The sequence below is a fragment of the Pseudomonas sp. NPDC090208 genome (assembly GCF_044746785.1).
In the GTDB taxonomy this organism is placed as follows: Bacteria; Pseudomonadota; Gammaproteobacteria; order Pseudomonadales; family Pseudomonadaceae; genus Aquipseudomonas.
Window position 1 is genome coordinate 45,008 of record NZ_JBIVCU010000022.1, and the last position, 24,442, is coordinate 69,449.

23 protein-coding genes are annotated in these 24,442 nt (G+C 62.6%); 17 read left to right on the top strand and 6 right to left on the bottom strand.

The features are described from left to right. Positions 1-124: 124 nt before the first annotated feature. On the top strand, positions 125-1,339 hold the full coding sequence (locus tag ACIPL0_RS27280) for an MFS transporter (protein ID WP_400601152.1): 1,215 nt from the start codon (positions 125-127) through the stop codon (positions 1,337-1,339). A 185-nt stretch (positions 1,340-1,524) separates the two neighbouring features. Here ACIPL0_RS27280 and ACIPL0_RS27285 read toward each other — a convergent pair whose 3' ends face one another. Then, positions 1,525-2,553: a LacI family DNA-binding transcriptional regulator gene (locus tag ACIPL0_RS27285; protein WP_400601154.1), complete on the bottom strand. Its 1,029-nt coding sequence runs from the start codon at positions 2,551-2,553 to the stop codon at positions 1,525-1,527. Positions 2,554-3,100: 547 nt separating this feature from the next. Here ACIPL0_RS27285 and ACIPL0_RS27290 point away from each other — a divergent pair. From ACIPL0_RS27290 to ACIPL0_RS27345, 12 genes are all read left to right on the top strand, one after another. Then, positions 3,101-4,756: a choline dehydrogenase gene (locus ACIPL0_RS27290; RefSeq protein ID WP_400601156.1), complete on the top strand. Its 1,656-nt coding sequence runs from the start codon at positions 3,101-3,103 to the stop codon at positions 4,754-4,756. A gap of 73 nt (positions 4,757-4,829) precedes the next feature. Continuing rightward, positions 4,830-5,582: an SDR family oxidoreductase gene (locus ACIPL0_RS27295; protein ID WP_400601158.1), complete on the top strand. Its 753-nt coding sequence runs from the start codon at positions 4,830-4,832 to the stop codon at positions 5,580-5,582. A 10-nt stretch (positions 5,583-5,592) separates the two neighbouring features. Continuing rightward, positions 5,593-6,192: an NIPSNAP family protein gene (locus tag ACIPL0_RS27300; RefSeq protein WP_400601159.1), complete on the top strand. Its 600-nt coding sequence runs from the start codon at positions 5,593-5,595 to the stop codon at positions 6,190-6,192. A gap of 63 nt (positions 6,193-6,255) precedes the next feature. Then, a complete protein-coding gene (locus tag ACIPL0_RS27305; RefSeq protein WP_400601160.1) occupies positions 6,256-7,743 on the top strand; it encodes an aldehyde dehydrogenase family protein in 1,488 nt (495 codons plus the stop codon). Between the two features lie 63 nt (positions 7,744-7,806). Continuing rightward, positions 7,807-8,841 carry a proline racemase family protein gene (locus ACIPL0_RS27310; RefSeq protein WP_400601162.1) on the top strand — a complete coding sequence of 345 codons (1,035 nt, stop codon included), beginning with the start codon at positions 7,807-7,809 and terminating at the stop codon, positions 8,839-8,841. Between the two features lie 72 nt (positions 8,842-8,913). Next, positions 8,914-9,447: a cupin domain-containing protein gene (locus ACIPL0_RS27315; protein WP_400601164.1), complete on the top strand. Its 534-nt coding sequence runs from the start codon at positions 8,914-8,916 to the stop codon at positions 9,445-9,447. Positions 9,448-9,457: 10 nt separating this feature from the next. After that, a complete protein-coding gene (locus ACIPL0_RS27320; RefSeq protein ID WP_400601166.1) occupies positions 9,458-10,225 on the top strand; it encodes an alpha/beta fold hydrolase in 768 nt (255 codons plus the stop codon). Continuing rightward, complete coding sequence (locus ACIPL0_RS27325) at positions 10,222-11,034, top strand: aspartate dehydrogenase (RefSeq protein WP_400601168.1); 813 nt, start codon at positions 10,222-10,224, stop codon at positions 11,032-11,034. The genes ACIPL0_RS27320 and ACIPL0_RS27325 overlap by 4 nt, the downstream gene beginning before the upstream one ends. 225 nt (positions 11,035-11,259) lie before the next feature. Further along, positions 11,260-12,018 (top strand): precorrin-6A synthase (deacetylating), encoded by a 759-nt coding sequence (cobF, locus tag ACIPL0_RS27330; protein ID WP_400601170.1) that lies wholly within the window; start codon positions 11,260-11,262, stop codon positions 12,016-12,018. Between the two features lie 141 nt (positions 12,019-12,159). Then, on the top strand, positions 12,160-12,867 hold the full coding sequence (locus tag ACIPL0_RS27335) for a tRNA (adenine(22)-N(1))-methyltransferase (protein WP_400601172.1): 708 nt from the start codon (positions 12,160-12,162) through the stop codon (positions 12,865-12,867). Between the two features lie 389 nt (positions 12,868-13,256). Then, the gene (locus ACIPL0_RS27340; RefSeq protein ID WP_400601174.1) at positions 13,257-15,455 is read left to right on the top strand and encodes an OsmC domain/YcaO domain-containing protein; all 2,199 of its coding nucleotides are present in this window, start codon (positions 13,257-13,259) and stop codon (positions 15,453-15,455) included. Between the two features lie 642 nt (positions 15,456-16,097). Then, the gene (locus ACIPL0_RS27345) at positions 16,098-17,276 is read left to right on the top strand and encodes a GGDEF domain-containing protein (protein ID WP_400601176.1); all 1,179 of its coding nucleotides are present in this window, start codon (positions 16,098-16,100) and stop codon (positions 17,274-17,276) included. Positions 17,277-17,301: 25 nt separating this feature from the next. Here the strand turns inward: ACIPL0_RS27345 and ACIPL0_RS27350 are convergent, their stop codons facing one another. The 3 genes from ACIPL0_RS27350 to ACIPL0_RS27360 form a co-directional block, all read right to left on the bottom strand. After that, positions 17,302-17,736 carry a nuclear transport factor 2 family protein gene (locus ACIPL0_RS27350; RefSeq protein WP_400601177.1) on the bottom strand — a complete coding sequence of 145 codons (435 nt, stop codon included), beginning with the start codon at positions 17,734-17,736 and terminating at the stop codon, positions 17,302-17,304. A gap of 235 nt (positions 17,737-17,971) precedes the next feature. Further along, entirely contained in the window at positions 17,972-18,376 is a 405-nt protein-coding gene (locus ACIPL0_RS27355; RefSeq protein WP_400601179.1) for a nuclear transport factor 2 family protein, read from the bottom strand. Between the two features lie 136 nt (positions 18,377-18,512). Beyond that, positions 18,513-19,430, bottom strand: a complete 918-nt coding sequence (locus ACIPL0_RS27360) for a LysR family transcriptional regulator (protein ID WP_400601181.1) — start codon at positions 19,428-19,430, stop codon at positions 18,513-18,515. Between the two features lie 124 nt (positions 19,431-19,554). Between ACIPL0_RS27360 and ACIPL0_RS27365 the strand changes: the two genes are divergently transcribed. Both ACIPL0_RS27365 and ACIPL0_RS27370 read left to right on the top strand, forming a co-directional pair. Further along, a complete protein-coding gene (locus ACIPL0_RS27365) occupies positions 19,555-20,307 on the top strand; it encodes an SDR family NAD(P)-dependent oxidoreductase (protein WP_400601183.1) in 753 nt (250 codons plus the stop codon). 58 nt (positions 20,308-20,365) lie between these two features. Further along, positions 20,366-20,935 (top strand): VOC family protein, encoded by a 570-nt coding sequence (locus tag ACIPL0_RS27370; protein ID WP_400601185.1) that lies wholly within the window; start codon positions 20,366-20,368, stop codon positions 20,933-20,935. Between the two features lie 78 nt (positions 20,936-21,013). On the opposite strand, the gene ACIPL0_RS27375 is transcribed toward ACIPL0_RS27370, so the two are convergent. After that, positions 21,014-21,247 (bottom strand): hypothetical protein, encoded by a 234-nt coding sequence (locus ACIPL0_RS27375; RefSeq protein WP_400601187.1) that lies wholly within the window; start codon positions 21,245-21,247, stop codon positions 21,014-21,016. A 237-nt stretch (positions 21,248-21,484) separates the two neighbouring features. Between ACIPL0_RS27375 and yghU the strand changes: the two genes are divergently transcribed. Continuing rightward, positions 21,485-22,324: a glutathione-dependent disulfide-bond oxidoreductase gene (gene yghU / locus ACIPL0_RS27380; RefSeq protein ID WP_400601189.1), complete on the top strand. Its 840-nt coding sequence runs from the start codon at positions 21,485-21,487 to the stop codon at positions 22,322-22,324. 140 nt (positions 22,325-22,464) lie between these two features. Here yghU and ACIPL0_RS27385 read toward each other — a convergent pair whose 3' ends face one another. Further along, complete coding sequence (locus tag ACIPL0_RS27385) at positions 22,465-23,361, bottom strand: LysR substrate-binding domain-containing protein (protein WP_400601219.1); 897 nt, start codon at positions 23,359-23,361, stop codon at positions 22,465-22,467. Positions 23,362-23,480: 119 nt separating this feature from the next. Between ACIPL0_RS27385 and ACIPL0_RS27390 the strand changes: the two genes are divergently transcribed. Next, positions 23,481-24,428 carry a DMT family transporter gene (locus tag ACIPL0_RS27390; protein ID WP_400601191.1) on the top strand — a complete coding sequence of 316 codons (948 nt, stop codon included), beginning with the start codon at positions 23,481-23,483 and terminating at the stop codon, positions 24,426-24,428. Positions 24,429-24,442: the final 14 nt, after the last annotated feature.

Consider the following 24,442-nt stretch of genomic DNA (forward strand, 5'->3'; position numbering starts at 1 on the left):
TGCTAAAGGTGGCCCGGTCTTGTCAGTCGTGACCAGTGGTGGCCGAGGCTGGAATGAATCCTGCTGCGTTGTGCGACAAAAGCGCGAGGCTTCCACGCAACCCCTGTTGGCCTTCGAGGTATTGATGCCGTTTTCCAACGTTTTAAGACGGGCACGGATCGCCGCGTCTGCCATCTTTTTCGCCAACGGAATGGTGCTGGCGATCTGGGCGACCAATATTCCCGGAATGAAGCAGGCGCTGGCCCTGACCGACGCGGAGCTGGGTTTTGCTCTGAGTGCGTTCGCCGCCGGCACCATGCTGACCCTGTATCTGGCCGGCGCCCTGGTGACCCGCCTTGGCAGCCGCAACACCTTGCTGCTGGGCGGCGTGCTGGTGGCGCTGGTGCTGCCGCTGTGTGCGTTTGTCGGTTCGGCGCTGGCGCTGGCCGTCGCGATCTTTTTGCTGGGGGTGACCAACAGCGTGCTGGACGTGTCGATGAACACCCACGGCGCGCTGGTTGAAGCACAGCGCGGGCGGCCGCTGATGTCGTCGTTTCACGCGGTGTTCAGCATTGGCGGCCTGGTGGGCGCTTCGACGGTCGCCACGTTGTTGTCGGACAGTCTGGGGCTGATGCAATGCCTGCTGTTCGCCGGTGCAGTGATGGGCGTGACGACACTGCTCAGCGCCCGCTTTCTCGGCAATCTGCTGCCGCAGGTGGCGGCGGTCGAGGAGGGTACGCCTGCGCGCACTTTTGCCTGGCCGAACAAGCTGCTGCTGTGCATCGCCGGGCTGACCTTTCTTGCGCTGTTCATCGAACGCACGGTGATCGACTGGAGCGCGCTGTTTCTCACCGATGTCAGCCACGCCAGCAGCAACGTCGCGGCGTTCGCCTTTGGCGCCTTCAGTTTGGCAATGGCGGTGGGGCGGTTGTCCGGTGATTTCGCCATCCGCCGTTTCGGCGCCAACCGGGTGCTGGCGGTGTCTGGCGCAGTGGGCGGTCTGGGCATGGCGCTGGCGATTGCCGTCCCGCAGCCGTTGGCGTCGATTGCCGGCTTCATTCTAGTGGGGATGGGGCTGGCCAACATGACGCCGTTGCTCTACAGCCAGGCCAGCCGCGCCTACCCCGACGCGCCCGGTCTGGGCCTGGCAATGAATGGCACTCTGGGCTATGCGGGCTTTCTGCTGGCGCCGCCGGTGATCGGCTATCTGTCAGGAGCGGTCGGCCTGCAACTGGCGATGATCCTGCCGGTGGCAGCTTTCGTGCTGCTGATGAGCAGTCATCTGCGAAAGTCCCGACGGGAACGTCGGGTTGAGTCGCTGCAGAGCGCCCCGCAAGTTGCTGCTGTCCGTAGGGCGTAGGAGTGCGGCTTGTCCCGCGACCGGCGACAGCGTCGTCGTAAATTCCTGGTGTGCGGAGTGTCAGGCAGGCCGCATGTGCAGGCTTTGCTGCCGATTCCCGGCAGATCGCGGGCAAGCCACGCTCCTACGCCCTTTGGGCAGAATCTGAAGCTGCAAGCTTGCGGCTTGCAGTTCAACCCCTGTGATCAGATCGAATGGCTGGACTGGCGAATCATCAGTTGCGTACCCAGCAGCAGCGGTTTGATCTCGGTGCCGTTTTTCAGGTTGGCGATGATCGCTTCGGCGCTGCGCAGGCCCATGTCGCCGGCCGGAATCGCCAGCGTTGTCAGCGGCGGGTCCAGGTACTCGGCAAACTCCAGGTTGTCGTAGCCGATGACCGACATTTCCTTGGGCACGTCGATGCCCAGTTTCTTGCAGGCCGACAGCACGCCGAAGGCAATCACGTCGCTGTTGCAGATGATCGCCGTGGTTTCCGGGCATTCCAGGCGAATGCGCCGCAGGGTCTTCTCGCCGAACTCAATGGTGTAGCCGCCTTCGCTTTCATAGACCGAATGGCTGCACTGATGCTTGTGCGCTCCGAGGGCATCGGTGAAGGCTTTCAGACGCGCCTGCTGGCGGTCGTTGCCCTTCATCGGACCGGTCAGCATCGCCATGTGGCGGTGGCCGAGGCCCAGCAGGTATTCGATGATCTGCCGCGTTGACTGGTAATTGTCGAAGCCGATGAACGGGAAGGGCTTGTCGTCGAAATACGAGTAGGTACACACCACCGGCATGCGGTACTCGGTGAGGTATTTGGTCAGCGCCGGGTCGGCGATGTCGCCGACGATCAGCAGCGCTTCGGCGCCACGTTCCACCAGCAGGCGCACCTTTTCATAGATGGCGCCGGAGTCGAAACCGCAGCTGAGGACGTACACCACGTAGCCGTACTCGGCGAGTTTGTCCTGAAAGCTCTTGATCATGGTTGCGTAGATCGAGTGATCCAGCGTCGGAATGATCGCGCCGATGACGTTGGTTTTCTGCAACCGCAGCGCCTTGGCCGCCGAGTTGGGCGTGTAGCCCATTTTGCTGGCGACTTGCAGCACTTTTTCGCGCACGTCTTCGCGCACGTGGTGTGGCAGGTTGAAGCTGCGGGACACGGTGGCCACGGAAACGCCTGCCGCCTTGGCGACGTCCGTCACGTTGACCCGGGCCGATGGTTTTTTGCTGGCGCTCACACAGATCCCTCATCGCTGCGGTGTTCTGCGCTGATTCTGCGGGATTAACCGGGGCGCCGCATCAAAAAAATGCGAACGATTACAGCGCTGCGCAGCGCGGCCCATACTGGCGTTGCGCCGGAAACATCCTGGTGCAGGGGACGGTGATGCAGATCGGGCCTCCTGCGGCAGATAAAAGGAGGCGAACAAGGCCATGGGTCCAGGCCACGGTTTTACAGGGGGACAGGTGTGTGAAATTGCTCTGTAATCAATTTCAGTAAACGTTACCAAAATTCGCACTGCTCTGATGCGGTAACACCCTTTTTGGCATTTTTACGGTGCACAGGTTTGGCAAAAGCACCTCAATTCAGCCCTGTTCAGGCAGAAAATCAGAAAGGCCGGCAATCGGGCATGGCTTTTGCTCCTGTGAAATCAGCAAGCAGTCAACGAGCAAGCGGAATCAACCGGTAATAGCCTTCCAGGGCGGATTATTTTTGTTATTCTGTGCGCGTATTTGTAAACGTTTACAGATTGCCTTCAAGGCTTTCTCCGCACTTCAGGTGAAACCATGCGTGATATCAACGGCCGTACCCTCGCAAACGCCTACGACTACATCGTCATCGGTTCCGGTTCGGCAGGCAGCGTCATCGCGGCGCGGCTTTCGGAAGACCAGGGCCGTTCGGTGCTGATGCTGGAAGCGGGTCCGTCGGACAAAAGCATCTTCATCCAGATGCCGGCGGCCCTCGGCTTTCCGCTGATGAACGACAAGTTCAACTGGTACATCCACTCCGAGCCGGAAAAGGAGCTGGACGGCCGCAGCATCTATGAGGCCCGTGGCCGGGTGCTCGGCGGTTCGTCGTCGATCAACGGCATGAACTGGGTCCGTGGCAACCCGTGGGACTACGACAACTGGGGCGCGATGGGACTCAAGGGCTGGAGCTACGACGAGTGCCTGCCGTACTTCCGCAAGGCCGAGACGTTCGATCAGGGCGGCAACGACTATCGCGGCGACAGCGGGCCGATGCATATCCAGACCTGCGCCGCCAACAACCCGCTGTACAAGGCGTTCATCGATGCCGGTGTGCAGGCCGGTTATCCGTACATGCAGGACCACAACGCCTACCGTCAGGAAGGCGTGCACATCACCCAGCGCAACATCCACAAAGGCATTCGCTGGAGCACCTCGCAGGCTTACATCCACACCAACAAGCAGCGGGAAAACCTGCACGTCGCCGACAAGGCCCAGGTGACTCGCATCGAGTTTCAGGGCAAGCGTGCGGTGAAGGTGCATTTCCTGCGTGATGGTGAGCCCCATGTGCTGGCCGTCAACAAGGAAGTGATCCTGTGTGCCGGCGCGATCCACTCGCCGCACCTGCTGATGTTGTCCGGGATCGGTGACGCCGAACACCTGGCCGAGTTCGGCATCCCCTGTGTCGCCGACCTGCCGGCAGTGGGGCAGGGCATGAAGGACCACATCGCCGCGCCGGTGCAGTACCGCGCCACGCAGAACGTGTCCATCGCCAAGCAACTCACGCCGCTGGGCAAGCTCAAGCTTGGCGCCATGTGGACGCTGTTCAAGAAAGGTCTGGGCGCGACCAACTTCTTTGAAGTCGGCGCATTCATCCGCACCAGCGACGCCATCAAGGTGCCGAACGTGCAGTTCGAATTCATCCCGATGCTGGGCGAATTCCAGCACGGCAGCGTCAAGCTGGAAAACGGCTTCCAGTACTTCTTCAGCCTGATGCGCCCGACCAGCACCGGGCGGGTGTGGCTGGGTTCGGCCGATCCGCTGGCGGCGCCGAAGTTCTGCTTCAACTTCCTCTCCACCCAGGAAGACCGCGACGACGCCGTGGCTGCCGTGAAAGCCATCCGCAACGTGGTTGCGCAGCCGGCCTGGGACCCTTATCGCGGCGAGGAAGTGACGCCAGGTCCGGAGGTGCAGACCGACGAGCAGATTCTGACGGCGTTGCGCCAACTGGCCGGCACCAACTATCACCCGTCCTGCACCTGCCGCATGGGCACCGGCCCCGACAGCGTGGTGGATGCCCGTGCGCGCGTGCATGGCATCGAAAACCTGCGTGTGGTCGACGCCTCGATCATGCCGGAGATCGTCAGCGGCAACCTCAATGCCCCGGTGATCATGATGGCCGAGAAGATCGCCGACGACATTCGTGGTCGAGCGCCGCTGCCCAAGGCAGCGGCCAGGTACTACTCGCCCGCCTGAATACGCAACGGGTGCGCAAGTGCGCGCCCGACCCTGTAATGAAAGCCGTCAAACGACGTGAAGGAAGTGAACGATGAAACTGCAAGACAAGGTGGCACTGATCACAGGTGCAGGCGCCGGCATCGGCGAAGCGACGGCGCGGCTGTTCGCCCGTGAAGGAGCGACGGTGATCGTCGCCGACCGCAACATCGAACTGGCGCTGAGCGTGGCCGAATCCATCGGCGCCCAGGCGTTCGCAGTGCAGGCCGACGTGTCCGACGCGGCGCAGGTCAAGGCCATGATCGACAAGTCGGTGGCGCATTTCGGCGGCCTCGACATCCTGGTCAACAACGCCGGTTTCGGCACCCTCGGCACCGTGGTCACGCTGGACGAAGACACCTGGGATCAGGTGATCGACGTCAACCTCAAGGGCGTGTTCCTCTGCTCCAAGTACGCAATTCCGCACATCGTCCAGCGCGGCGGTGGCGCCGTGGTCAACCTGGCCTCGACCATCTCGGTGGTGGGCATCAAGGACCGCGCGGCCTACGTCGCCGCCAAGGGCGGTGTCGCTGCACTGACCCGCGCCATGGCGCTGGACCACGCGCTGGAAGGCGTACGGGTGAACAGCGTGGCGCCGGGTGTCATCGCGTCGAGCTATTACGACAAAATCTTCGAAAGCGTGCCGGACCCGGTGGCCTTCAAGAAAGGCCTGGAAGCCCGTTCGCCGCTGAACAAGATGGGCGAGCCGGTGGACATCGCCAACATGATCCTGTTCCTCGCCTCCGAGGATTCCAGCTTTGCCACCGGCGCCATGTTCACCGTCGATGGCGGTTATACGGCCTGGTGAGGACGTGGCGATGATCGATGAATTTCGTCAGTACGAGTTCACTGCCAACGCGTGGGAACACTACTGGGAGCTGTTCGAAAACCTCTGCCTGCCCATTCGCGGCGACCGTTTCGGCGCCTTGCAGGGCATGTGGCAGGAGCGCATTGGCGACAACGTGATCTTCCGTCACCTGTGGCGCTACGACTCGCTGGACGAGCGTGCCCGACTGCGGGGCGAGCTGATCAAGGTCGCGGCCTGGCGTGAAGAATTTCTGCCGCAGGCGGCACGTCACGTTGGCAAGCAGTTTCTGCAGGTGCTGGTGCCCAGGGTCGAGTTCGCTGTCGGAGGGCTGGCGCCGGTGCGCTATCTGCATGTCTACCGGTGTCCGGTGGGCAAGGCCGGGGCGGTGATCGAGCAGGTCAGCGATGCCGGCGCACGGAAAAAACATCGGGTCTTTGGCGTATGGGCCACCGAGTTTGCCGACCCGAATCAGGTGGTGGTGATGAGCGCCAGGGCCACAGCGCCTGCGGTCGATGTACAGGCCTCGCTGGTGATCGAGACCCGCAGCCTGCAACCGTTGGGGCTGGACGTTCGCCAGCCGGACAATCGGTCGGTCGTCGCGGCGGTGTGAAATCGCTGTATTTTTTTGCGTTGCCTTGTAAACGTATACAACGCGAGTTTTGAGGAGTCGGTAATGACAGTCAGAAAGTACAACCACTGGATCAACGGCGCAGAACAGGCGCCTGCCGGTCACGAGTACATTGAGCGTGTGTCGCCCGCCCACGGTGCGCTGCTGGCCAGTTTCGCCGCCGGTAACGTGGAGGACGTCGATGCGGCGGTGGCCCATGCCAAGCGCCTGCATGACACGGCGGCATGGTCGTCGGTGCCGGGTTCCGAGCGCGCCAAACTGCTCAACAGGCTGGCCGATCTGATCGAGCGCGATGCCGACCGCCTCGCGGAGATCGAAGCCGAAGAGGTGGGCAAGCCGATCGGTTACGCCAAGGGGGAAGTGCTGTGGTCCGCCGAGCTGACCCGTTTTGCCGCCTCGCTGGCATGGCAGATTCAGGGCCAGGCCTATAACCATCTGGGTGATGACAAGCTCGGTCTGGTCACCCGTGAAGCGCGCGGTGTGGTGGGCCTGATCGTGCCGTGGAACTTCCCCATGGTCTGCCTGTTCCAGAAACTGCCGTACGCCCTGGCGGCCGGTTGCCCGGTGGTGATCAAACCGTCCGAGCTGACCTCCGGCACCACCCTGGAAGTGGCGAAGCTGGCGCAGGAGGCCGGTTTCCCGGCCGGTCTGATCAACGTGGTGACCGGCCGTGGCGCGGTGGTGGGCGAGCGCCTGACCCGCCACCCGGACGTGTCGATGATCTCCTTCACCGGCTCGACCCGCGTCGGCAAACAGATTGCCGCGACGGCGGCGTCCGACCTGACCCGCGTCGCCCTGGAACTGGGTGGCAAGGCGGCCAACGTGGTGTTTGCCGATGCCGATCTGGAGGCAGCGCTGGACGGCGTGCTGTTCGGCGTCATGCTCAACCAGGGTGAAGAATGCGTGGCTGGTACCCGTCTGCTGATCGAAGCGTCGGTCGCCGACGAGTTCGTCGCCCGGCTGGTCGAGCGCGCCAACAAAGTGGTGGTCGGCATGCCGCTGGACGCGAACACCCAGATCGGTGCTCTGATCCACGCCCAGCATCTGGAAAGCGTGCTGAACTACATCGAGATCGGCAAACAGGAAGGCGCGCGGCTGGTCTGCGGCGGTGAGCGCCTGACCGGTAATGGCCTGGACGCCGGCTACTTCGTCGGCCCGACCATCTTCACCGAGGTCAAACCCGAGCACCGCATCTTCCGCGAAGAAATCTTCGGTCCGGTGCTGGCGGTGACCACGTTCGACACGGTGGAGCAGGCCATTCAACTGGCCAACGACACCGAGTACGGCCTTGGCAACGGCCTGTGGAGCAAGGACATCGACAAGGCCCTGCGCGTCGCGCAGAAACTGCAAAGCGGCACCGTGTTCGTCAACACCTACCTGGAAACCGCGCCGCAACTGCCGTTCGGTGGCTACAAGCAGAGCGGCTACGGTCGCGAGAACGGCGTCGACGGTCTGAACGAGTTCCTGGAGATCAAGTCGACCTTCATCAAGATGGGCCCGCGCACGCCGCTGCTGCCCAACACGATCGGCTGATCCGTTGCGGTGCGCCGTGTTTGGCGGCGCACCGACTCACTGACTGACTGTGAAAAGTGACCTATGAAATTCAAGCGAATGATCAATGTGGTGGGCGCCCATGTCGCCGGTGAACGCAATGACGTGATCACCGGTGGCGTGCTCGATGTGCCCGGTCAGACCATGTTCGACAAGATGAAATACCTGGAAACCCGTGGCGACGACCTGCGCAAGTTTCTCTTGCAGGAGCCGCGGGGCACGGTGACCCAGTGCGTCAATCTGGTGTTGCCGTCGTCGCACCCGGAAGCCGATGCCGGCTTCGTGATCATGGAGTCGGAGTTCTACCCGCCGATGTCCGGCAGCAACACCATCTGCACGGTCACCGCGCTGCTGGAAACCGGCATGATCCCGATGGTCGAGCCGCTCACCCGCCTGACCCTGGAAGCGCCAGGCGGGCTGGTGCGGGTCGAGGCCGAATGCCGCGACGGCAAATGCCTGAGCGTGAAATTCGCCAACGTGCCGTGCTTCGTCTTCGGTCTGGACCAGTTCATTGAGGTGCCGGGGCTGGGCACGCTGAAAGTCGATGTCGCCTACGGCGGCATGATCTATGTGCTGGCCGATGCCCGGGCGCTGGGTTTCGCCATCACTCCGGACGAAGCCGCCGAGCTGGTCAGCGTCGGAGAAACCATCAAGGCGGCCGCCGCCGAGCAACTGCCTGCGGTGCATCCTGAGCAGCCCGAGATTCACACCATCAACCAGACCCTGTTCGCCGGCCCGGTGCGCGACGACCCGCAGGGTAAGCGGGCGCGCAATGGCGTGGTCGTTTCGCCCGGGCGCATGGACCGCTCGCCGTGCGGCACCGGCACCAGCGCACGGCTGGCGGTGATGCACGCACGCGGGCAGATCAAGCCGGGCGAGAAGCTGATCCACGAATCGATCCTGAGCACCGAATTCGTCGGCGAAATCCTCGAAACCCTGACCGTCGGCGACCGTCCGGGCATTCGTCCGGCGATCAGCGGCCAGGCCTTTCTCACCGGCTTTCACCAGTACGTGCTGGACCCGAACGACCCGTTTCCGACTGGCTACACCCTGAGCGACACCTGGCGCAAAAACCACTGATGCACTGAACCGGCGTAGATGCGTGCATCTGCGTTCGACATGATTTGTAATCGATTACCAACGAGGTGTGACATGACCCATTCCGTTGCAACACCCGCCCCGACAGCTGAACAGACCGCCGAAGAAAAGGGCACCCTGATCTACGTCACCCGCGAAACCGAAGTCAGCTACTGGCAGCCCAAACCGGCCAACGGCTACGTGTCGGTGGCGGTCTCTCCGCAGCTGTTCAAGATGACCCACAACTTCTCGGTCGGCACGCAAATGCTGCCGCCGGGTGGCCGCGTTCGCGAGCACGCTCACGCCACCAACGAGGAGGTGCTGCACTTCATCGCCGGCACCGGTTCGGCGGTGGTCGATGGCAAGGAATACAAGCTGGAGCCGGGGGTGACGCTGTTCCTCGGCGAGCACAACTCGCACACCTTCAGCAACGACGGCGATGTCGATCTGCACTGGGTCTGGTTCATGAACCCGAGCGGTCTGGAAACCTTCTTCCGTGACGTCGGCCGCCCGCGCCAACACGGCGAACCGACCCCCGAGCCGTTCGACCGTCCGGCGAACATCGAGCAGATCGAGTCCACCGGCATTTTCGCCTACACCAAGAGCTGAGATCGCTGCCATGTCGAACACGATCTACAGCCGCGAGCAGGGCAGCGGTCCGGCGGTGGTGCTGATCTCCGGCCTCGGCGGGCTGGCGGCCTTTTGGGAACCGGTGGTGGCGCTTTTGCGCGATGACTACCGGGTGATCACTTTCGATCATCCGGGCGTCGGCCAGAGCGGTATCGACGGCCTGCCGAACATTCCCGGCATCGCCGATGCCTTGCTCGGCATTCTCGATGACAAGGATATCCAGCGCGCTCACCTGGTCGGTCATTCGACCGGCTCGCTGGTGGCGCAGACCCTGGCGCTGGATCACCCCGAGCGGGTCGCCAGCGTGGTCCTGAGCAGCGGCTGGGCCAGGCCCGACAAGCGCTTCGAGGATTTTTTCGCCTACCGCAAATACCTGCTGGAGCGGCTGGGCGGCACCGCCTACAACGCCTTGACCCGTCTGGTCGCGTACCCGTCGAGCTTTTACGGCGAGCACTTTGCCGAAGCCGCCGCGCTGGATTTCGATCAGCCGTCGACGCTGGACACGGCGATGACCCAGGCACGCATGGACATGCTGCTCGGCTATTCGCGCCGCGCTGAACTGCCGTCGCTGAAGCTGCCGGTGGCAGTGATCGGCGCGGCGGACGATTACGTCATTCCGTTCCACCATTCGCAGGAACTGGCCGCGGTGATTCCTGGCGCGCGCCTGCACGAACTGAGCGGCGGCCACTTTGCGCCGGTGACCCGCACCCAACCCTACACCGTGTTGTTGCGTCAATTCTGGGAGGCTCAAACATGAGCAATCACACCATTCGCCGCGTCGGCATCATCGGCCTCGGCGCCATCGGCAAGCGCGTGCTCCATGCGCTGCAGACCCAGCACCTGCCGGACGCGGTCTACGCCGCCATCGACCACGCGCCCCATGCCGAGGGCTATGTGCTGGAAAAACAACTCAGCCTGTTCACCGAGGTGCAGCACCTGATCGACTGGCAACCGGATCTGGTCATCGAATGCGCTGGCCACGGCGCGGTGGTGCATTCGGTGCCAGCGTTTCTGCAGGCCGGAATCGACGTGGTCATCGCCTCGATCGGCGCGCTGGCCGATACCGCGCTGGCCCATGATCTGGAGCAGGCCGCACAACGTGGCGGCGCCCGGTTGATTCTGGTGTCGGGCGCCATCGGTGGCCTGGATGCGATGCGCTCGGCCCGTGCGGCGGGTCTGGACGAAGTGCTCTACGTCGGCCGCAAGCCGCCGCAAGCCTGGGCCGGTACGCCAGCGGAAGAGCAGTTCGATCTGGCGCAGATCACTGTGCCGACCACGATCTTTCGTGGCACCGCAGCCCAGGCCTCCAGCCGTTTTCCCAAGAACGCCAACGTGACTGCGGCGGTGGCCTTGTCCGGGGTGGGCTTCGACCAGACGCAAGTGGAACTGGTGGCCGACCCGACCGTCGACAAGAACGTCCATGAGGTCAACGCCCGTGGCGCGTTCGGGGAGCTGTCCATCCGCCTGGCCAACAACCCGTTGCCGGATAACGTCAAGACTTCGTGGCTGGCAGCGCTGAGCATCGAAGAAGCGGTAAGCAAGCAGTTGCTGACCCTGGTGTTCTAAAGCTGAGTGCGGGGCTTGCCTGTTCTGTGGGAGCGGATTTATCCGCGAAGGATTTGGCCGGCGACGCAGATATGTCGTCTGCCCCGGCCAATCGCGAATGAATTCGCTCCCACAGTGCTGCGCGCGCTTTGCCTGTTCTGTGGGAGCGAATTTATCCGCGAGAGATTTCATGGGCGACAACCGCTACCGTTACCTGCATCCGCGACCCCGTAACGCAGGCCCCCCATGAAAAAGATACTGATCATCGGCATCGGTGCCGGCAATCCCGAATACATCACGATACAAGCGGTGAACGCACTCAACCGCGTCGACGTGTTTTTCCTGATGGACAAGGGGCCGAGCAAGGAGAAGCTCAATCACCTGCGCAAGGACATTTGCGAGCGCTACATCACCGGGCGCAACTACCGGGTGGTCGAGGCGCTGAACCCGGAACGCCAGCGCGAGGGCGTCGATTACCTCAATGCTGTCGACCATCTGAACCGCGACAAGCAACTCACCTTCGAACGGCTGATCGCCGAAGAAATGCAGGACGGAGAGTGCGGCGCCTTTCTGGTCTGGGGCGATCCATCGCTGTACGACAGCACGATCCGTATTCTCGACGCCATCATCAAAAGCGGCCGGCATCAGCTCGACTACGAAGTGATCCCCGGCATCACCAGCGTCCAGGCCCTGACGGCGCAACACAAGATCCCGCTGAACAACATCGGCCAATCCATCGAAATCACCACCGGACGCCGTCTGGCCGAAGGCTTGCCTTCAGATGTCGACAGCGTGGTGGTGATGCTCGATGCGGACAACGCCTACAAAACCCTGGCCGATCAGGGCATCGATATCTACTGGGGCGCGTACCTGGGCACCGAGGATGAAATTCTCATTGCCGGGAAGTTGCGCGATGTGGCCGACGAAATCGAGCGCGTGCGCAAGGCGGCGCGGGAGGCCAACGGCTGGATCATGGACACGTATTTGCTCAAGCGCGGCAGTTGATCGCTCACCCTGGGCGGCGAAAAGATCGAAGCGTCTTGAGTCAGTTGATCGCACACATTTGAAATACCCCCGCCCACCCGCCAGAATCGCGCCCCGATCCGGCCCGAGTTGCCGGGCAGGTTTGGCGAGAAGGGGCGGCAGTTGAACGAACAGACATTGTCCATGCGCCTTGAGCGTGTGGCGGCGCATGTGCCGGAGGGCGCGCGGCTGGCCGATATCGGCTCGGACCACGGCTATCTGCCGGTGGCGTTGGCGCGCCGGGGTGTCATCGCCATGGCGGTGGCGGGTGAAGTGGCGCTGACGCCGTTCAGCGCCGCCGAGCGTACCGTGCGCGAGAACGGTCTGGAGCAGCAGATTCAGGTGCGCCTGGCCAATGGTCTGCAGGCCATCGAGGCGGGCGACGGCATCACCGCGATCAGCCTGTGCGGCATGGGCGGTGAGACCATTCGCGACATTCTCGACGCCGGCAAGGCGCGCCTGAACGGCCGCGAGCGACTGATCCTGCAACCCAACGGCGGTGAACAGCCGTTGCGTCTGTGGCTGATGGAGCAGGGCTATCGCATCGTCTTTGAGGAAGTGCTGCGGGAGAACCGGTTCGATTACGAGATCATCGTTGCCGAGCCTTCAGGGCCGCTGTCGTATAGCGCCGAAGAGCTGTATTTCGGGCCGCTGCTGATGCGCGAACGCAGCCCCGCGTTTTTCACCAAATGGCAACGGCTGTTGCGTTTGAAGCAAAAGGCGCTGGGCCAGTTGCGCCGGGCACAGCCGGGTCTGCTTGAGGAAAAAGTGCAGGACCTGGCCCGGCAGATTCGCTGGATTGACGATGTGCTGGCAGCGGAGCCGGTGTAAGCCTGCGATCGAGAGCGCTACACGGACTGCTAAGGGTCAGCGAATACCCATCCACTTTTGCTGCTGGCCGAAGGCCGTGGGAGGGAGCTCTGCTCGCGATTGCGGCAGAGCAGCCCCTGGGCGTCGACTGACCCGACGCTATCACGAGCAGAGCTCTCTCCCACGGGGTATGTCGTTGCCAAGGCCCCCGGGGTTTGCTGTACCTTGCCTGTCGACATCACAGGAGCAAGCATTCATGGACATGGCCGGAAGAGCGTTTCGTTCTGGTGCTCTGAGCCCGTTGCACGCGGCTGACCGACCGGCGGCGCGGGCTTAAAAACGCAAGACTTCCCACAGAAAAACCGGATAATGGCCGCCATTTCGTTTTCTGGTTCTTCTGGTAATCCCGCATGGAAATCAAGGTCAACTTTCTCGACAATCTTCGGCTTGAAGCCAAGTTCGATGACTTCACGGTGATCGCCGATCAGCCCATTCGCTATAAAGGTGATGGCTCGGCACCGGGTCCGTTCGACTATTTCCTGGCTTCGTCTGCCCTGTGCGCGGCTTACTTTGTCAAGTTGTACTGCCAGACCCGCAATATTCCCACCGACAATATTCGCCTGTCGCAGAACAACATCGTCGACCCGGAAAACCGATACAACCAGATCTTCAAGATTCAGGTCGAGCTGCCCGCCGACATCTCGGACAAGGACCGTCAGGGCATCCTGCGCTCCATCGACCGCTGTACGGTGAAGAAAGTGGTGCAGGCCGGCCCCGAGTTCATCATCGAAGAGGTGGAAAACCTCGACGCCGATGCGCAGGCCTTGTTGATGCCGACATCGGCAGCCGACTCCAGCACCTATATCGTCGGCAAGGATCTGCCGCTGGAGCAGACCATCGCCAACATGTCGGGCATCCTCGCCGACCTGGGCATGAAGATCGAGATCGCTTCGTGGCGCAACATCGTGCCCAACGTCTGGTCGCTGCATATTCGCGATGCGCAGTCGCCGATGTGCTTCACCAACGGCAAGGGTTCGACCAAGGAAAGCGCACTGGCTTCGGCGCTGGGCGAGTTCATCGAGCGGCTGAACTGCAACTTCTTCTATAACGACCAGTTCTGGGGCGAAGACATCGCCAACGCCGAGTTTGTCCATTACCCAACCGAGCGCTGGTTCCGGCCGGGTCCCAAGGACGAACTGCCGACGGAAATCCTCGACGAGTACTGCCTGAACATCTACAACCGCGACGGCGAACTGTGCGGCTCGCACCTGTACGACACCAACTCCGGCAACGTCGAGCGCGGCATCTGCTCGCTGCCGTATGTGCGGCAGTCCGACGGCGAGACCGTGTACTTCCCGTCCAACCTGATCGAAAACCTCTACCTCAGCAACGGCATGAGCGCTGGTAACACCCTGGTTGAAGCCCAGGTGCAGTGCCTGTCGGAAATCTTCGAGCGCGCGGTCAAACGCGAAATTCTCGAAGGTGAAATCGCGCTGCCCGACGTGCCGCAAGAGGTGCTGGCGAAATACCCTGGCATTCTGGCCGGCATTCAGGGGCTGGAAGAGCAGGGCTTCCCGGTGCTGGTCAAGGACGCCTCGCTGGGCGGCGAATTCCCGGTCATGTGCGTGACCCTGATGAATCCGCGTACCGGCGGCGTGTTCGCCTCGTTCGGCGCACACCCGAGTTTCGAAGTGGCGCTGGAGCGCAGCCTCACCGAGTTGCTGCAGGGCCGCAGTTTCGAGGGTCTGAACGACCTGCCGCAGCCGACCTTCGCCGGTCACGCGGTGATGGAGCCGAACAACTTCGTCGAGCACTTCATCGACTCCAGCGGCGTGGTGTCGTGGCGTTTCTTCAGTGCCAGTGCCGACTACGAGTTCGTCGAGTGGGACTTCTCCGGCCAGGGTGAAGACTCCAACGCCGAAGAAGCCGCGACCCTGTTCGGCATCCTCGAAGACATGGGCAAGGAAGTGTACATGGCCGTCTACGACGACCTCGGTGCCAACGCCTGCCGGATTCTGGTGCCGGGTTATTCCGAGATCTATCCGATCGAAGACCTGATCTGGGACAACACCAACAAGGCGCTGTTCTTCCGCGAAGACATCCTCAACCTGCACAGCCTGGACAACAAAGGGTTGAAGGCACTGCTCAAGCGTCTGGAAGACAGCGAGCTGGATGACTACACCGACATCACCACGCTGATCGGCGTCGAGTTCGACGACAACACCGCGTGGGGCCAGTTGACCATTCTGGAACTGAAGCTGCTGATCAACGTCGCGCTGAAGAAGTTCGACGAGGCGAAGGATCTGGTCGAGGCGTTCTTGCAGTACAACGACAACACCGTCGAGCGTGGCCTGTTCTATCAGGCGATGAACGTGGTGCTGGAGATTCAGCTGGACGAAGACCTGGAACTGGCCGATTACGAAACCAACTTCCGCCGGATGTTCGGTAATGAGCGGATGGACGCGGTGATCGGTTCGGTCGAAGGCAGCGTGCGTTTTTACGGCCTGACCCCGACCAGCATGAAACTGGAAGGCCTCGACCGCCATCTGCGCCTGATCGACAGCTACAAGAAACTGCACGCGGCGCGGGCCAAAGCGGCGGCAAAATAGCCGTCCGCGCAACTCCATCCCTAGCAGTCCGGCTTGCCGGCGGATTCGTCCGCAAGATCGCTGCCGCCGGCAAGCCGTGCTGCTACGGGTGATTTTCACGGTTTCTGTAGGAGCTGGCTTGCCCTGCGAGCGCGCCGGGGTCGCGTCCGACCGAAGTCGTCGTAAAACCGGTGAACGCGGTGTGTCAGATATACATGGCCGTCTGGGTTTACTGCCGCTTCGCGCCAGGTCGCGGGACAAGCCCGGCTCCTACAGGTTTTGTGTCACGCCCGGAATCTGTAGGAGCGCGCTTGCCCGCGAATGCGTTGGGCCAGTCACGTTGGTGCTGGATGACCCACCGCTATCGCGAGCAGGGCTCTCTGCCACAGGTTGCGGGGTGTCAGTCGAATGTCTGCATGACGTGGTGTATCTCCTCTGAAATCAAGCCGTCGTAATGTACATACCCGACGCTGTCAGACTGTGCGCAGACGGCGCTCCGATGGGCTGGCATCAACCTTCGCCGACGTCTGCCGATAAGCTGGACGACCCCTTGTGGCGGCACATCCGTGCAAGGCGGTTGCTGCGACAGCGCGGCGCTGTGCAAACCCAGCGTAAACGCTACAATCGCGCCCTTTATCGCAAACCTGACAGGCCAGTCCGTTTATGGCGCTCGATCCTCCTACCATGTTGACCCTCTCGATAGCCCTGGCAGCCGCGGCCGCGCTGTATCTGGCGATCGAGTGGCGCAGTGTGCGCGAGTCGTCGTTGCTGTTCTGGAGTGCCGGTTTCGCCACGATCACCGTCGGTTCGACCCTGGCACTGCTGCGCAGCAGTGGCTTGCTGCTGATCGGTATCTGGTTCGCCAACGGTCTGCTGGTGGTCGCGCACTGGCTGTTTCTGCTGGGCGTTGCGCGCTTTACCGAATCCCGACTGTCGCGGGCCTGGTACCTGATGTTCGTCGGCTGGCTGGGCCTGCTGTTGCTGCCGGAAGACCCGTCGTGGTCGAAGATCATGTTGATGGTCAACTCACTGCTGGTGTCCGTGCTGATGCTGCGCGCCAGTTTCCTGCTGCGCCCCCATGGCAAATCCTTGAGCGTCGGCGCCGTCCAGCTGCGTTACGTGTTGCTTACCCACGGCTTGTTCTACTTCGCCAAGGCCGTCACGGCGGTGCTGCCGGGCACGTTGATCGATCTGGCAGCGTTTCGCGGTGAAATCATTCAGATTTCGCTGGTCGAGGGCACCATGGCGATCATGTTGATCGCCCTGTCCATGACCGGCACCGAGCGTCATCGTCGGGAAAAACGCATCGAACGGCTGGCAGCGCGCGATCCGCTGACCGCGCTGTATAACCGCCGCGCCCTGGAAATGCGTGCGCCGCGCCTGCTCGAAGGCGTGTCGCCGTCACGGCCGGCGGCCTTGCTGCTGATCGACATCGACAACTTCAAACTGGTCAACGACCTGTTCGGCCACACCGCAGGCGACCGTCTGCTGGTGGCATTGAGCGAGATGATCCGTGCCGCGCTGCCGGAAGGCGCACTGGCCGCAAGGCTGGGCGGCGACGAATTCGTCATCCTGCTGCGGCAGGCGTCGGGGGAGGGGGTCGTCGAATTGGGCAATGGCCTGCGCGAGCAGTTTCACCGGGCCACGGCAGCCACTTTCAGCACCCCGGAGGCGGTCACCCTGAGCATCGGCGCCACGCTGTTCGATCAGCCGCCCAACAGTTTGACGGCGCTGATCGAGCAGGGCGACGTTGCCCTGTATCAGTCCAAGCGCGGCGGCCGGGACAGCATTCGTCTGGTGGATCGCACCGTGTCCCGCGGCGAGGCGCTGCCGGCCGACTGAGGCAACCCGCCCGGCGCCAAACCGCTTATTTCGCGCCTTTGTGCGCTGCCAGATAGGGCGCCAGACGGCGGCCCATTTCCTCGCCCAGCGCCTGCAAGCCGCTCAACGGACGGACCATCACTTCGAACTCGACGATCTTGCCGTGCTCGTCGAAGCGGATCATGTCGATGCCCTTGAGTGCCTTGTCGCCAACCCTGGCGCTGAACTCCAGAACCACGTTGAGGCCGTCGTCCGTCGCCAGTTCCCGGTGATAGCGAAAGTCCTCGAACACCTGCAGCACGGTGCCGAGAATCGTCGCCACCACCGGCGCGCCCGGGTACGGGCTGTGGGCCATGGGCGAGCGAAACACCACGTTGGGCGCGAGCAACCCGGGCAGCGTCGAAAGATCCGCGGCGGCAACCATGGCGTGCCAGCGTTGCAACGAGGCGGCGGCTTCGGGATGGAGGGTGGGAGTGGTCATGGGCGGTCCTTTTTCTTGTTGTCGGAACGCTTGACGTTAGTCCGCCAACAGCAGGGCCTCAATGACCGGAAAAGACAGGTTGATGATCGTGGTGTACAGAAACCGGGCGCAGACGATCTCGGTCCTGTGGGAGGGAGCGCTGCTCGCGATGGCGGTGTGTCAGCCAACCATGAATCGGCTGGAAGAACGTTATCGCGAGCAGAGCTCCCTCCCACAGGTGTTCTGTACGGTGGTGTCAGTCCGCTTCCACCGGCGCAAACGCCCGCTGCGCGGCCACGGTGTCCAGCGATTCGCGCAGCAGCTGGATCTTGCCGTCGCGGGCGACCAGGCGGCCGGCGTAGGACTGCTTGTAGACGCGGCCGGTGGCGGGCACCAGCGCTTCCACGTCGTATTCGGCGAAAGCCTGATCCGGTGTATCGATGTAGAAGCGCACGCAGCGGAACTTGAAGTCCGGCACTTTGGCCAGCAGGCCACGGATGAACTGTTCGATCTGCGCCGGGCCTTCGGCGCGGTGGGGAATACCCAGAGTCTGCAGGTAGGGCAGTTCCAGTACGCCATCGGCGGCGAACAGCGCGGCAGCGGCTTGCGGGTTCTGAATCGACTCCAGATAGCTTTGCAACAGTTGTACGGGGGTGTTCATGGTCGGTGTCCTTGGGTGGATGCCCTTGAGAGGAAGCAGCGGTGTGCTGACCCATTCAAGGTAAAGGACTGCCGACAATGCGAAAACGGCAACTGTAGAAAGTCACCGTTTCATATTTGTAATGACGTGGCTCGAATCAGCGCGACCAGCGCCACGCCGGATCGCTCAGGTGCTCGGCGAAGAAATCCGACAGCGCCTTGATCTTCACCGGCCGTGTGCGTGCCGAGGGCGTGACGAAATACAGGCCGCCACGGGTCATGCTCCAGTCCGGCAGCAGCACTTCCAGGCGGCCATCCCTGAGGTATTCACTGGCGATGAATTCCGGCAGCTCGGCGATGGCCAGGCCTTCCAGCAGCACCGGCAACATCGCATCGGAGTTGGTGACCCGCAACGGGCCGGTAGGCACCACGTCTTCTTCGGTGCCGTCGGCGTGGGTGAAGCGCCACACCTGGCTGCGGGCACGGTAGGCATAACTGAGGCAGGTGCGGCTGGCGAGTTCGCGGGGATGTTTGGGTCGACCATGCTGCTCAAGATAGGCAGGCGAGGCGACCAGATACTGCGTCACCGCGCAGATGCGCCGCGCCACCAGCGACGAGTCCGGCAGCGCGGCAATCCGCAGAGCGGCGTCGAAGCCCTCGGCGATCAGGTCCACGGAGGCGTCGGACAGGTGCAGGTCCACCGACAGTTCCGGGTATTTGCGGATCAGGGCCGGCAGCAGCGGGGTGATCCAGCGCAGGCCGAACGACATCGGCACCGCCAGACGCACCTGCCCACGGGGCTGTACCGACAGCTCCTGGGCTTCGCTTTCCACTTCTTCAGCCTGACGATAAATCTCGCCGGCCCTGGCGGCCATGCTGGTGCCGAACTCGGTCAGCGCCAGTTGCCGTGAGGTGCGGTTGAACAGCCGGCCACCGAGACGCTCCTCCAGCCGTGCCACAGCCCGCGACACCGTGGGTACCGAAACGCCCATGATCCGCGCGGCGGCGGCGAACGAACCTTCTTCAGCCACTTTGGCGAACATGGCCAGACCTTCGAAATCGGGAAGTTTGCTCATTTCATTTCTGCAACGATGGATTGCGGACAATTCTATTTTGACAATCGTCCGCCGTCGATATGCTTCTCCCACATCGCAGCCACTACCGGCTGCCAGCAAACGCTTACCTACCTGGAGAAACATCATGACTCGCAAACTCGAAGGCAAAATCGCAGTCGTCACCGGCGGCACCACCGGCATCGGCCTGGCCACCGCGCAACGTTTCGTCGCTGAAGGTGCTCACGTCTACATCACCGGTCGCCGTCAGGCCGAACTCGACGCCGCCGTCGCCAAACTGGGCAACGCCACCGGCGTGCAGGTCGACTCCAGCAAGCTCGATCAGCTTGACGCGCTGTTCGCTCGCATCCAGCAGGCCCACGGCCATATCGACGTGCTGTTTGCCAACGCCGGTGGCGGTTCGATGCTGCCGCTGGGCGCGATCACCGAAGAACACTACTACGACACCTTCGACCGTAACGTCAAAGGCGTGCTGTTCACCGTGCAGAAGGCCTTGCCACTGCTGGCGAAGAAGGCTTCGGTGATCATCACCGGCTCCACCGCCGGCAGCTCGGGCACCGCAGCGTTCAGCGTGTACTCGGCGTCGAAAGCGGCCGTGCGTGCCCTGGCTCGCAGCTGGATTCTCGACCTCAAGGAACGCGACGTGCGGGTCAACATCCTCAGCCCTGGTCCGATCCGTACTCCAGGCCTGGTGGAACTGGCCGGTCCTGATGCGGCGCAACAGCAAGGGCTGCTCGATTACATGGCTGCACAGGTGCCGATGGGCCGTGTCGGCGAGCCGGAAGAAGTGGCGAAGGCAGCGGTGTTCCTGGCGTCCGACGATGCCAGCTTCGTCAACGGCGCCGAACTGTTTGTCGACGGTGGTCTGGCGCAGATCTGAATCCAGCCCGGGGGCGGCGCAACGCCGCTCCCTTTCCGTATCGCTGAAGGACATTCCCATGCATGCATTGAAATTCGCCGTCATGGCACTGGCCGTGACTCTGGGTGTGGCCGCGCACGCCGCCACATTGCCCGCGCAAAGAGCTTCGAACCCGGCCTCCGCGCCGTTGCAGAACGCGCCGTTACATACCTTGGGCATTGATCATGTCGGCATGAACGTGCCGGACATCGACGCGGCCATCCGCTTCTTCACCGAACTGACGGGCGCAAAAGTCATTTCCGACACCCGCCCCGGCGCCATCCCGGCGCAATGGAAACAGCAATTCCGCTGGCACGCCTCCAGCGAGCTGCAGCGCTTCGTCATGCTGCAACTGGCCGGTGGCGCGAAGATCGAGCTGTTTCACTATGAAGGTGCCGACGTCGACCCGCAGTTCCCCCATGGCGATGATGCCGGTGCGAGCCATGTGGCGCTGATGACAGCCGACATCGATCAGAGCCTGGCGGCGATCAAGGCTCGCGGCCTGAAAGTGCTCAACGAGCCGATCACCAACCCGGACGGTGTGCGCTGGTTCTACTTCCTCACGCCGTGGGGCGCGCAGGTCGAACTGGTGTCGCAGACTCGGGTGTGATGCGAGGTGGCCTTGAACGGTGTGGGAGCGAATGAGTTCGCTCCTACAGGTCGAGCCATGGGTTGGCCCAGGCTCCGGTCAGGCCGATGCGCTTTGCGCCGAACGATGCCAGCGCACATCGCTGACACCGGAGCGTTCCGCCGCCGCGACCATCGACGGATAGCTGGCCTGCCACTGGCCCGCCTCGGTGCGAAGGTCGGCGCCGCAATGCAGCAGGGCGTAATAGATGGCGTCATGTCCACACAGGCTGTTTTCGTGGCACTCGATCACTCGCTCGCTTCCTTGAAAGCTGTAGCAAATCGTGAATCCCATAGGGCACCTCCGCAGGTCATGACAAGGCTCGATCATATGCCTGGCCTGTAGGCGGTCGAGTGGCAACCCCGGCATTTATAGTGACCCGCTGAGCCACCTCTGGCGCGGCCGGATGAATGGAGCTATTAGGGAATGCCTTCCAGTTATTAGCAGCCGCCGAACAACACAGGCAGAATCGGCGCTGAAACGTTTTCCTTGCGCTGCCGTGTCGGCGCACCACCCGGAGATGTCTGTCCCATGAGCAAAACCGAATACGTTCCACCGAAGGTCTGGACCCACGAAGCACCGTCCGGCGGTCAGTTCGCCAGCATCAACCGCCCGGTGGCGGGCCCCACTCATGAAAAAGTCCTGCCGGTCGGCAAGCAGCCGCTGCAGCTGTATTCGCTGGCCACGCCCAATGGCGTGAAAGTCACCATCCTCCTCGAAGAGCTGCTGGCTCTCGGCCACAGCGGCGCCGAGTACGACGCTTGGCTGATCCGCATCGGTGAAGGCGAGCAATTCTCCAGCGGTTTCGTCGAGATCAACCCCAACTCGAAAATCCCGGCCTTGCTGGACCGCAGCGTCGAGCCACCGGTACGGGTGTTCGAGTCCGGTTCGATCCTGCTGTATCTGGCGGAAAAATTCGGTGAGTTCCTGCCGAAGAATCCGGCGCAGCGCACCGAGGCCCTGAACTGGCTGTTCTGGCAGATGGGCGCGGCACCGTATCTGGGCGGCGGCTTTGGGCATTTCTACGTGTATGCGCCGGAAAAGATCGAGTACGCGATCAACCGTTTCACCATGGAAGCCAAGCGCCAACTGGACGTGCTCGACCGTCGCCTGGCTGAAACCCCTTACCTGGCCGGCGACGAATACACCATCGCCGACATCGCCGTGTGGTCCTGGTACGGCCAGGTGGTGCGCAACACCGTCTACGGTTCGGCCGAGTTCCTCGATGCCCAGTCCTACACCCATGTGCAGCGCTGGGCCGAGACCATTGCCCAACGTCCGGCCGTGATCCGCGGCCTGCGGGTCAACCGCACCTGGGGCGAGGAAGGCAATCAAGTGCCGGAGCGGCATTCGGCGGCGGATCTGGATTGAGGCGGCGCTCGGGTAGCCGGTAAATCGGCGGTGTGGGAGCGAATTCATTCGCGATACGGCGGTGCAGACGACGAACCTTCGTCGGCTGGAATGGCCAATCGCGAATGAATTCGCTCCCACAATCTACATCCGGGCCGTGCCTACAGGCCTGCCGCCAACAGCCACTGGCGAAACACCTCGGCACAGGGTGACAGCGGGCGGTGCTTCACCGAAACCAGATACTCGCCAAACCCGGTCACGCACTCAAAGCGAGTGACACGCTGCAATTCGCCACGGGCCACCGCTTCGTCACCCATGAAGGTCCAGGCCAGGCCGATGCCCATGCCTTGCTGCACGGCGCGGAAGGCCAGGGTCAGCTGGTTGAACACCGGGGCGTTGTCCGGCGCGGCGTAATCCACCCCCAGATAGCGGAACCACTGGTGCCAGTCCAGGCAGTGCCAGGCCGAGGTGTCGATCTGCACCAGATTGGCCTTGCTCAGTTGCTCCAGGGTTTCGATGCCGGACACGTCCAGCGACGGATGGGCGGCGGGGTAGACCACCTCGGGCAGCAGGAAATCACTGTTCAGCGACGTCCATTCGCCATCGCCATACAGGATGCCGAGGTCGAAATCGTTGAGGCTGGCTTCGTCGATTTCATTGATGGCGTGGACATGCACGGCGATTTCGGGATGGGCCTTGTTGAACTCGATCAGCTTGGGGAACAGCCAGAACTGCGCGAAGGCATGGGTCGCCAGCACCGACACGGCATTGGCCTGATGCACATTGCGGATCCGCGTCACGCTCTGGTGCAGGGACGTGAGCGTCAGATTGACCGTCACCCGCAATTCCTCTCCGGCAGAGGTCAGGGTCACGCCACGGGCCTTGCGTTCGAACAGCGGCACGCCAACGCTTTCCTCCAGCTGGCGCATCTGCTTGCTCACCGCACTTTGCGTGAGGAACAGCTCTGACGCCGCGTGGGTGAAGCTGCCATGGCGCGCCACGGCTTCGAAGGTGATCAGGGTTTCCAGCGGGGGCAGGGCGCGCAGGTAACGATTGATGATGTTCACTCCCGGGTTCAGACATTCTCGACAGGAATGTCTCGCTGACTTTTTATCGCAGGTGAACGGCGCTTGTCACCGCTAGACTCTCGCCAAAATGACCGACCCGAGTGGATGTGATGAAAGGTGCGATGGTGTTTGCAGTGTTGGCGGGGGCCATCTGGGGTGGTGTGATCATCGGCCCGTCGCTGCTGCCCGAGTTCAACGCGGTGCTGATCAGCAGCGTGCGTTTTGCTCTGTATGGCGCGTTTTCCCTGCTGGTTGCCTTGCCCTTCGCCTCGCGGTTGTTGAAGCGGCTGACCCGCGCCGACCTGCTGATGCTGCTGCGTCTGTCACTGACCGGCAACGTACTCAACTACGCCTTGCTCGGCGCTTCCATTCAGCTCAGCGGCGTCACCACCGGCGCGCTGATCAACGGCATGCTGCCGGTGGCGATCACCTTTCTCGGGCGTGGCGACAGCGGCTCGCTGCCTCTGAGCAAGCTCAAGTTGCCGTTGTTGCTGATATTCCTCGGCATCGCATCGACCAGCCTGCAACACGCGGTGGCGCCAAGCACCGCGACCTCGCCGTTCTCCCTGGCGCTGGGCATCGCCTGCGGCTTCAGCGGCGTGGTCAGTTGGTCGTGGTTCGCCACCCGTAATGCCCGCTACCTCAAGCAGAGCCATTTCAACAGCAGCGAATGGTCGACCCTGATGGGCATCGTCACCGGCATCGTCGCCATCGGTTTTGGTCTGGTGGTCTGGGCGCTGTTCCCGGACATGGTGCCGGCCAACCTCGAACACAGCCGCTGGATGATCTTCTTCTGGGTCTGCACCTTCCTCGCACTGTGCGGCTCGTGGCTGGCCAACGCCTTGTGGAACGCCTGTTCGCGGCGCCTGCCGGCGTCCATGGGCGGACAGATGATCGTCTTCGAAACCCTGTTCGCCTGCGTCTACGGCTTCATCTTCGCCCAGCGCCTGCCGGGCCTGATGGAGGTAGCGTCGATCGCCTTGCTGGTGGGCGGCGTGACCTGGGCGGCGCGGCGGCACCGGGTGCCGGCGGTCAAGCTGGAACAGCCGGTGTGCTGAGTGGCGGCGTCGAT